This window comes from Bradyrhizobium sp. PRIMUS42 (assembly GCF_023006515.1).
Classification (GTDB): Bacteria; Pseudomonadota; Alphaproteobacteria; order Rhizobiales; family Xanthobacteraceae; genus Bradyrhizobium.
Genome location: NZ_JALBGZ010000198.1, coordinates 1 through 9268 on the forward strand (window position 1 = coordinate 1; position 9268 = coordinate 9268).

Annotated in this window: 9 protein-coding genes and 1 pseudogene; 8 read left to right on the top strand and 2 right to left on the bottom strand. The window is 64.5% G+C overall.

Translation table 11 applies throughout. The features are described from left to right. A pseudogene (locus MOV75_RS42695) lies at positions 1-162 on the bottom strand (DNA repair protein); the annotation flags it as partial. Between the two features lie 161 nt (positions 163-323). Here MOV75_RS42695 and MOV75_RS16790 point away from each other — a divergent pair. Beyond that, complete coding sequence (locus MOV75_RS16790; RefSeq protein WP_246926443.1) at positions 324-1559, top strand: putative DNA modification/repair radical SAM protein; 1236 nt, start codon at positions 324-326, stop codon at positions 1557-1559. Then, positions 1559-3001 (top strand): UdgX family uracil-DNA binding protein, encoded by a 1443-nt coding sequence (locus MOV75_RS16795; RefSeq protein ID WP_246926440.1) that lies wholly within the window; start codon positions 1559-1561, stop codon positions 2999-3001. Before MOV75_RS16790 ends, MOV75_RS16795 begins: the two co-directional genes overlap by 1 nt. Before the next feature lie 103 nt (positions 3002-3104). Here the strand turns inward: MOV75_RS16795 and MOV75_RS16800 are convergent, their stop codons facing one another. Beyond that, a complete protein-coding gene (locus MOV75_RS16800) occupies positions 3105-4277 on the bottom strand; it encodes a M20 aminoacylase family protein (protein WP_246926438.1) in 1173 nt (390 codons plus the stop codon). A gap of 202 nt (positions 4278-4479) precedes the next feature. Here MOV75_RS16800 and MOV75_RS16805 point away from each other — a divergent pair, with 202 nt between their 5' ends. From MOV75_RS16805 to MOV75_RS16830, 6 genes are all read left to right on the top strand, one after another. Further along, positions 4480-6099 (top strand): GMC family oxidoreductase, encoded by a 1620-nt coding sequence (locus MOV75_RS16805; protein ID WP_246926437.1) that lies wholly within the window; start codon positions 4480-4482, stop codon positions 6097-6099. Between the two features lie 12 nt (positions 6100-6111). Next, the gene (locus MOV75_RS16810; protein ID WP_246926436.1) at positions 6112-6990 is read left to right on the top strand and encodes an alpha/beta fold hydrolase; all 879 of its coding nucleotides are present in this window, start codon (positions 6112-6114) and stop codon (positions 6988-6990) included. Between the two features lie 235 nt (positions 6991-7225). Next, on the top strand, positions 7226-8170 hold the full coding sequence (locus MOV75_RS16815; RefSeq protein WP_246926434.1) for a metallophosphoesterase: 945 nt from the start codon (positions 7226-7228) through the stop codon (positions 8168-8170). 23 nt (positions 8171-8193) lie between these two features. After that, on the top strand, positions 8194-8520 hold the full coding sequence (locus tag MOV75_RS16820) for a cupredoxin family copper-binding protein (protein WP_246926431.1): 327 nt from the start codon (positions 8194-8196) through the stop codon (positions 8518-8520). A 103-nt stretch (positions 8521-8623) separates the two neighbouring features. Next, complete coding sequence (locus tag MOV75_RS16825; RefSeq protein ID WP_246926429.1) at positions 8624-9175, top strand: sigma-70 family RNA polymerase sigma factor; 552 nt, start codon at positions 8624-8626, stop codon at positions 9173-9175. Next, positions 9172-9268, top strand: a 97-nt coding sequence (locus MOV75_RS16830) for an anti-sigma factor (RefSeq protein ID WP_247006223.1), incomplete at its 3' end; no start/stop codon positions are given. The genes MOV75_RS16825 and MOV75_RS16830, both read left to right, overlap by 4 nt.

Genomic DNA, 9268 nt, shown 5'->3' on the forward strand with positions numbered 1-9268 from the left:
CACCTCGTGGATCGCCGCGCGCGCGAGCCCGCCCTTGAGGGCGGTGTCGACCTCGCCGTGGCCGAGTGCGACGCGATCATACTGATGCACGACCTCCGCCGTCTCGATGCGCTCGATCTGGCCGCGCAGGATCGCAAGCGCGCTGCTACGTGCGCCGCTCATGCTCGCCGCTCCTCAGAAATTGGTGCCGTGGTCTTCAAAAGAAGAACCAGCGGCTGGCTCATTTGTTCATGATATGTTCTAATATAAAGCTAACGGCGCCAGAAGAGTCAATCAAATTGGCGCGCCTAGGGATTCATGAGCTGAATCAAAGGGATTCCAACATGGACGTACAACGCAAGCTGGAAATTCTCGCGGACGCCGCCAAGTACGACGCGTCCTGCGCCTCCAGCGGCACCGAAAAGCGGGATTCCAGCGACGGCAAGGGCATGGGCTCGACCGCGCCAGGCATGGGGATTTGTCATTCCTACGCGCCGGACGGACGCTGCATCTCCCTGCTCAAGGTGCTGCTGACCAACGCCTGCAATTACGATTGCCTCTATTGCGTCAACCGCGCCTCCTCGAACGTGCCGCGCGCCCGCTTCACCGTGGACGAGATCGTCAAGCTCACGCTCGACTTCTACCGCCGCAATTACATCGAGGGGCTGTTTCTTTCCTCCGGCATCATCCGCAGTCCCGACTACACCATGGAACAGGTGGTCAGCGTCGCGCGAAAGCTGCGCGAGGAGCATCACTTCCGCGGCTACATTCATCTGAAGACCATTCCCGAGGCTGACGACACACTGATCGCGGAAGCCGGCAAATATGCCGATCGTCTCTCCATCAACATCGAGATGCCCGAGGAAACCAGTCTGCAGCAATTCGCGCCGGAAAAGGACGTGCGCGCGATCCGCCGCACCATGGGCCGGTTGCGGCTGAAGCTCGACGAAGCCGAGGAAGACCGCAACGCTAAAACGAAAGCAAAGCCGCAACGCTTCGCGCCCGCCGGACAAAGCACACAGATGATCGTCGGCGCCGACGCGGCCTCCGACCATACCATTCTCCACACCAGCGCCAATCTCTACGGCGCCTACCGGCTCCGGCGCGTCTACTATTCCGCCTTCAGCCCGATCCCTGACGCGAGCCGCGCTTTGCCTCTGGTACAGCCGCCCTTGCTGCGCGAGCATCGGCTCTACCAAGCCGATTGGCTGATGCGGTTCTACGGCTTCGACGTCGCGGAGATCGTCGACGACAGCGCCATGCTGCCGCTCGACATCGATCCAAAACTCGCCTGGGCGCTGCGCCATCGCGACCGCTTCCCGCTCGACGTCAACCGCGCCAGCCGCGAAGAATTGCTGCGCGTGCCTGGCTTCGGCACCAGGACGGTCGAACGCATCATCGCGACACGCCGCACCACCACGATCCGCCTCACCGATCTCGCACGGCTGCATGTGCCCCGCAACAAGGCGCTGCCGTTCATCGTCCTCAGCGATCACCGCCCCTCACCGCATCGTCTCGACGAAGCGCGGCTGGTCGAGCGGTTCAAGCCGAAGGCAACACAACTGGGGTTTGGCTTCTGATGCAGTACATCACCCTCGACACCGAAACCGATTTCGACGGCTGGCGCAATGCCGCGCGGACACTCGTGCTTCATCATGTGAAGCCCACCGATGTCACCTGGGCCGTGCAGGGCGGCGAAGCCGAGTTGTTCGCGCCGCCCGCGCCGTCTCCGATCCTCGAGGTGAACGACGGCACCTTCAGCGTATCCGCAAAATTCGTCGAACTCGCCCAGGCCGCAATCCTGCACCGCGATCGCCAGCGCTTTGCGATCCTCTATCGCCTGCTGTTTCGACTGAAGGACAATCACGATCTCATCGAGGTCGCGACCGATCCTGATGTCGCGCAGGTCACCGCCATGGCGAAAGCGGTCTATCGAGACGAGCACAAGATGCACGCCTTCGTGCGCTTCCGCGAGATCGGCCGGGAACGTGAGGCGCATTACGTCGCCTGGTTCGAGCCGGAGCATCACATCGTCGAGCTCGCCGCGCCGTTCTTCGCCAGGCGCTTTGCCGACATGCCCTGGTCGATCCTGACGCCCGATCTGTGCGCGCATTGGGACGGCCATGCGCTCACGTTCACCTCAGGCGTCAGCAAGAGCGAAGCGCCGAGCGAAGATCGGCTCGAGGAAACCTGGCGGCGTTACTACGCCAGCATCTTCAATCCGGCCCGGCTCAAGGTGAAGGCGATGCAGGCCGAGATGCCAAAGAAATACTGGAGGAACCTGCCCGAGGCTTCGATCATTAAGCCTCTGATCGAGGATGCCGAGCGCATGACGGGCGCCATGATCGCCAATGCCGCAACCGATCCGCACAAGCCTCAGAGGCGGCCGGAGGCTCCGATGACACGCAAGCTTACTGCCGACGATCTCGAAACGCTTCGCGAGGAAGCCGCGCATTGCCGCGCCTGCCATCTCTACAAGGACGCGACCCAGACCGTGTTCGGCGAAGGCCCGAAGTCGGCCAACATCATGCTGGTCGGCGAGCAGCCCGGCGACAAGGAGGACCTTGCTGGCCATCCCTTCGTCGGCCCGGCCGGTCAGATGCTCGACCGTGCGCTGGAGGAGGCAGGTGTCGACCGCAAGAAGGTCTATGTCACCAACGCGGTCAAACACTTCAAATTCGTGCCGCGCGGAAAGATCCGCCTGCACCAGAAGCCGAATACGCCGGAGATCCGGGCCTGCCGGCAATGGTATGAGCGGGAAGTGGCGGCGCTCCAACCCGAACTGATCGTCGCGATGGGAGCTACTGCTGCGCAAAGCGTGTTCGGCAAGATCACCCCGATCGGCAAGTCCCGCGGCCGCCTCATAGAGCTTCCCGACGGGCACAAGGCTTTGGTGACAGTGCACCCCTCCTACCTGCTGCGGCTGCCCGATCCGGAGGCGAAGGCGCTGGAATATCGGCGCTTCGTCGAGGATCTGAAGATCGCCGCCGGCCTGCAGAAGAAGGCGGCACGGGCTGCCTGATACTGGCAGGAAACGGCTTGGCGCCTTGGTTGGCGATCCGGTCTTCCCATACAAAGGGCCCGTGCAACACACGGGCCCTTTCCTTTGTGCTTCAAACGCGACCTTACGACGCCGCGAGCGATTCCTCGACCAGCTTGACCCAATAGGACGTGCCGTAAACGATCGCCTCGTCGTTGAAATTGTAGGCGGGGTGATGCAGGCCGGCGCTGTCGCCGTTGCCGCAGAAGATGAAGGCGCCGGGCCGCGCTTCCAGCATGTAGGCGAAATCCTCGCCGCCCATCAGCGGCGGCATCTCGTGCACATTGGCCTCGCCCGCGACTTGCTTGGCGATACGCCGCGCCACCTCGGTCTCCGCAGCGTGGTTGTTCACCACGGGATAATTGCGCTTGTAGTGCAAATCGATCTTGGCGCCGGTGATCTGCGCCACGCCCGCGACCACCTCGTGCACGCGCTTCTCGATCAGCTTGCGTACCTCCGGCGATAGGGTGCGGATGGTGCCCCTCAGCGTCGCCGTTTGCGGAATGACGTTGCGGGCATTGCCGGCGTGGAATTCGCAGATCGAGATCACGGCCGATTCCAAGGGATCGACGCTGCGCGCGACGATCGATTGCAAGGCGGTGATCACTTGCGCACCGACCAATACGGAGTCCACGCATTTGTGCGGACGCGCGGCATGGCCGCCGAGACCCTCGATCATGATGTCGACCTCGTCGGTCGCCGCCATGATCGGACCCGGCCGGATCGCAAACGAGCCGATCGGGATGCCGGGGCCGTTGTGCATGCCGTAGACCTGCTCGATGCCGAAGCGCTCCATCAGGCCGTCCTTGACCATGGCCGCGCCGCCGGCGCCACCTTCCTCGGCCGGCTGGAAGATCACCACGGCATCGCCCGCGAAGTTGCGGGTCTCGGCGAGATAGCGGGCGGCACCGAGCAGCATTGCGGTGTGGCCGTCATGGCCGCAGGCGTGCATCTTGCCCGGCGTTTTGGAGGCGTAAGGCAGGTTGGTCTGCTCCTCGACGGGCAGCGCGTCCATGTCCGCGCGCAGTCCGATGGACTTGAGCCCTTCGCCGGCCGGCTTGTTGCCCTTGATCACGCCGACCACCCCGGTCTGTCCGAGCCCGGTCACGACCTCGTCGCAGCCGAACTCGCGCAGGCGGTCCGCCACGAATGCTGCAGTGCGATGAACGTCGTACAGCAGTTCGGGATGCTCGTGGATGTCCCGGCGCCAGGCCTGAATATCGGGTTGGAGGTCGGCGACGCGGTTCACGATGGGCATGGAGGGTCTCAAGCTTTGTTGAAAATGCAGCCCTGTCTACCATGCAAGCGTCAGTCCACCCAACTGCCTGAGGGTCCGGGGGGGCTCTGTCCTCTCGTCATGGCCGGGCTTGTCCCGGCCATCCACGTCTGCCTATTTGGACAGAAAGCGCGTGGATGCCCGGGACAAGCCCGGCCATGACGCCTGTTTGGGTGGAAGCAGAATGCCAAGACGGCTCGAAGGTGAGTTTGACTACATTGTCGTCGGAGCCGGTACGGCGGGCTGTATCGTCGCCAACCGGCTCTCGGCCGATCCGAAGAATCGCGTCCTTATCCTCGAAGCCGGTGGCGACGACAACTGGATCTGGTTCCACATTCCCGTCGGCTATCTCTTCGCCATCGGCAATCCGCGCTCGGACTGGATGTTCAAGACCGAGGCCGAGCCGGGCCTGAATGGCCGTTCGCTGGCCTACCCTCGGGGCAAGGTGATCGGCGGCTGCTCGGCGATCAACGCCATGATCTCGATGCGCGGACAGGCCGCCGACTACGATCACTGGCGCCAGCTCGGCATGACCGGCTGGAGCTATGACGACGTGCTGCCGTTATTCAAGCGGCTGGAAGATCACTTCCTGGGCGCGAGCGAGCATCACGGCACCGGGGGCGGCTGGCGCATCGAGGCGCCGCGGCTGTCGTGGGACGTTCTCGATGCCGTCGGCGACGCCGCCGAGGAGATGGGCATCAAGCGCATTCCGGATTTCAACACGGGCGACAACGAAGGCACCAGCTATTTCCATGTCAACCAGAAGCGCGGCCGGCGCTGGTCATCGGCGCGCGGTTTCCTCAAGCCGGCGCTGAACCGCGCGAACCTGCGGCTCGAGAAGCACGTGCTGGTCGACCGCCTCATCATCGAGCGGGGCCGCGCGGTCGGCGTGCGCTTCGTCCAGAACGGCGAGATCATCGAGGCGCGGGCGAAGCGTGAGGTGATCCTCTCGGCCGGCTCGATCGGATCGGTGCAGGTGCTGCATCGCTCCGGCATCGGACCCGCCGACTGGCTGTCGCCGCTCGGCATCGAGATCGTCATGGACAAGCCCGGCGTGGGACGCAATCTGCAGGACCACCTCCAGCAGCGCGCGATCTACAAGGTCGAGGGCGTGCGCACGCTGAACGAGACCTATTACAACCTGTTCCGCCGCGGCCTGATGGGGCTTGACTACGCCTTCCGCCGCCGCGGCCCGCTGACCATGGCGCCGTCGCAGCTCGGCATCTTCACCCGCTCCGATGCGACGCGTGCACGCGCCAACATCCAGTTCCACGTGCAACCGCTGTCGCTCGACAAGTTCGGCGATCCCCTGCACCGCTTCCCCGCCATCACGGTGAGCGCCTGCAATCTCCAGCCGACCTCGCGCGGCACCGTGCGGCTACGTTCGGCAACGCCGGACGAAAAGCCGATCATCGCGCCGAATTATCTGTCGACCGACGACGACCGCCAGGTCGGCGCCGACGCCATCCGCACCACGCGCCGCCTGATGCGGCAGAAGGCGCTCGCAAAGTATCGTCCGAGCGAATACCTGCCCGGTCCCTCCGTCGGCGACGACGATGCTTCGCTTGCGAAGGCCGCCGGCGATATCGGCACGACCATTTTTCATCCCGTCGGCACCGCGAAGATGGGCGCTGCAAGCGATCCGATGGCGGTGGTCGACGAGCGCCTGCGCTTCTACGGGCTCGAAGGCTTGCGCATCGTCGATGCCTCGATCATGCCGACGATCACGTCGGGGAATACAAATACGCCGACCGCGATGATCGCGGAGAAGGGCGCGACGATGATCCTGGAGGATGCGAAGTAGCATCCGGTCATCATGATCAGTCAGCGCTTCTCCATCGGCCCCGCCGGCGCAGAAATCGCCATGCTGCAATGGGGCGAGCGTGGCAGGCCGCCTGCTCTGCTCGTGCACGGCACCGGCTTCGTCGCCGCCGTCTGGGACGAGGTCGCGCGCGAGCTTGCGTCGGCCTACACCGTCTATGCGCTCGATCGCCGCGGCCACGGCGCCAGCCACAAGCCGAGCAGCTATCATTTCCTGGATTATGCCGATGACGTTTGCCGGGTGGTCGATGCGCTCGAACTGCGCGAGATCTACGGCATTGGCCACAGCGCGGGCGCGACCGATCTCCTGCTCGCGGCCAAGCTCTTGCCCGGGCGTTTCACGCGTCTGTTCGTGATGGAGCCGACCATCATGGACCCGCGCGCAGCACGTTCCGGAGGACTGGACGAAGAGTCCAGTTCCCGCGTGCAAGGCGCGCTGCGCCGGCAGGCGGAATTCGACAGCCACGATGCCGTCTTCAGCCGCTACCGCGCGGCGCCGGCATTTGCGGATTGGACCGAGACCTCGCTGCGGGCTTATGCGCGCCACGGCTTCGCGCCGCTCGACGACGGCCGGGTCCGGCTCTGCTGCACGCCCGAGATCGAGTCGGCGATGCTGCGTCCGATCTACGAGGCGATGACCCAGGTTTACATTGGCGATGCTCGCGGCAATCCGTTCGGCTCGCTCGCCGAGATCGACTGCCCGGTGTGCGTCGCGACCGCTGCAAAGTCGGGGCCGGTGTACAAAGTGATGGCGCGACGCGCGGTGTCGTTGATTCCGCAGGTCAGCACGATGCTCTTCGAGGGCGCCGGACATTGCGCGGCGCAGGAAGTACCGGCGGCCGTGGTGGAGGCCGTGCGGGAGTTCGCGAAGTAGGTCTCGTGCCCCGGACGCGGCGCAGTACGCAAGTGATGCGCTGCAAAGCCGGGGCCCATCTCACCGCGCGCCCGCGGCCTTCTGGGTCCCGGCTCTGCGCAGCAACGCTTGCGCGTTGCAGCGCGTCCGGGACTCAAGACCCCACCTCACGAAATCGTCATCCCATCCGGGAATAACTCCCTCCCTCCTCCAATCATCTCCCCGACGCCCAATTCCGGGCACGAGGAGATGCGCGATGAGCGGACACGATCACGGCGCCGACGGCGTCAGCCGCCGCAAGGTGCTGGAATGCATGACCTGGGCTGGCACCGGTGTGCTCTGGACCATCACCGGCGGCGTGCCGCGTTCGCTCGGCATCATCGACTCCGCGCAGGCTGCGACCGCCGCGGCGCCGGGCATGACCTTCCTCCAGATCAGCGACAGCCATGTCGGCTTCGACAAGCCGGCCAATCCCAACGCGCTCGGCACGCTGGAGGAGGCCGTGGGCAAGATCAACGCGATGCCGGCCAAGCCCTCCTTCATGATCCACACCGGCGACATCACTCATCTGTCCAAGGCCGCCGAGTTCGACAATGCCGAGCGCATCATCTCGCAGAGCAAGCTCGACGTGCATTACGTGCCCGGCGAGCATGACTTCATCGACGAGGAGGTGAAGCTCTATCGTGAGCGTTACGGGCGCGGGACCAAGGGCCAGGGCTGGTATTCGTTCGATGCCGGCGGCGTGCACTTCATCGGCCTCGTCAACGTCGTCGACCTCAAGGCCGGTGGGCTCGGCAATCTCGGCACCGAGCAGCTCGCCTGGCTCGATGACGATCTGCGCGGCAAGTCGAAATCAACACCCATCGTGCTGTTCGCGCACATCCCGCTTTGGACTGTCTATCCGGAATGGGGCTGGGGCACCGAGGACGGCGGCCGTGCGCTGGAACAGGTGAAAGGCTTCGGCTCGGTCACCGTCCTGAACGGTCACATCCACCAGGTCATGCAGAAGGTCGAGGGCAACGTCACCTTCCACACCGCGCGCTCGACCGCCTTCCCGCAACCGGCGCCGGGAGCCGCCCCCTCGCCCGGACCGATGAAGGTCGAGGACGCAAAGCTCCGCAGCATGCTCGGCGTTGCCAGCATCAACTTCAAGCAGAACGAGCAGCGGCTCGCGATCATCGACACGCCGCTCCAGGGCTGATTCAGGTTGAACGGAAGCTGACAATGAAGACACTCAATCGCCGCGACTTCGGTGTCGCCGTGGTCGCGGCCGCCCTGCTGCCGATCACAACTGCCCGCGCCGACGACAACATGGAGGTGCATATCGATAATTTCGTTTTCCAGCCGGCCGAGCTAAAGATCAAGGTCGGCACCACCGTGACCTGGACCAACCGGGACGACATCCCGCACACCGTGGTGTCGGCCGGCAAGTTCAGGTCCAAGACCCTGGACACCGACGACAAGTTCTCCTTCACTTTCACCAATGCGGGCGACTACAAGTATTTTTGTTCGCTGCACCCGCACATGACGGGGATGATCAAGGTTGAGTAACGTCTCCAACCAAGGCATCAACGTCCTGCCCGGCCGGTGGTCCCACGCCGGCCGGGCTCCTGCGTCTCCGGCGACATCAGGCGAAACGGCAAAGCGAGCGGCGATGCCAGCGACAAGCGACGATCTGGACAAGGCGCGACGTTTTCGCGAGGCGGCGCTGCCCTATCTCGACGACGTCTACACGCTCGCGCGCTATCTGCTGCGCGATGCCTCCGATGCGGAAGATGCGGTGCAGGAGTGCTACCTGCGCGCGCTGAAGCACTTCGACAGCTATCGCGGTCCGGCGATGAAGCCCTGGCTGTTCGCGATCCTGCGCAACGTCTGCAACGCCGAATATGCGCGTCGCGCGCACAGGCCAAGCGCGCTCGAGGATACGCCCGGCGCCTCCGAGCAGACGCCGATCTGGCAGGAGAACGAGGCAAGCCCCGAGACCGAAGTGCTGCGCAGCCGCGATGCCGGTGCGATCCGCAAGCTGATCGAGACGCTCGCCGAGCCGTTCAAGGAAACCTTCGTGCTGCGCGAGATCAACAACCTGTCCTATCGTGAAATCGCCGAGGCCGTCGGCGCACCCGTCGGTACCGTGATGTCCCGCCTCGCCCGCGCCCGTGCCATGCTGCGCGCGGCCTGGACGGCGGAAGAGGAGCACTCCAGATGACCTGCGACGAAGCAAGGATCCTGCTTCATGCGCTGCTCGACGGCGAGCTCGACGCCGGCCATGCCCGCGAGGTCGAAGCGCATATCGCAGGCT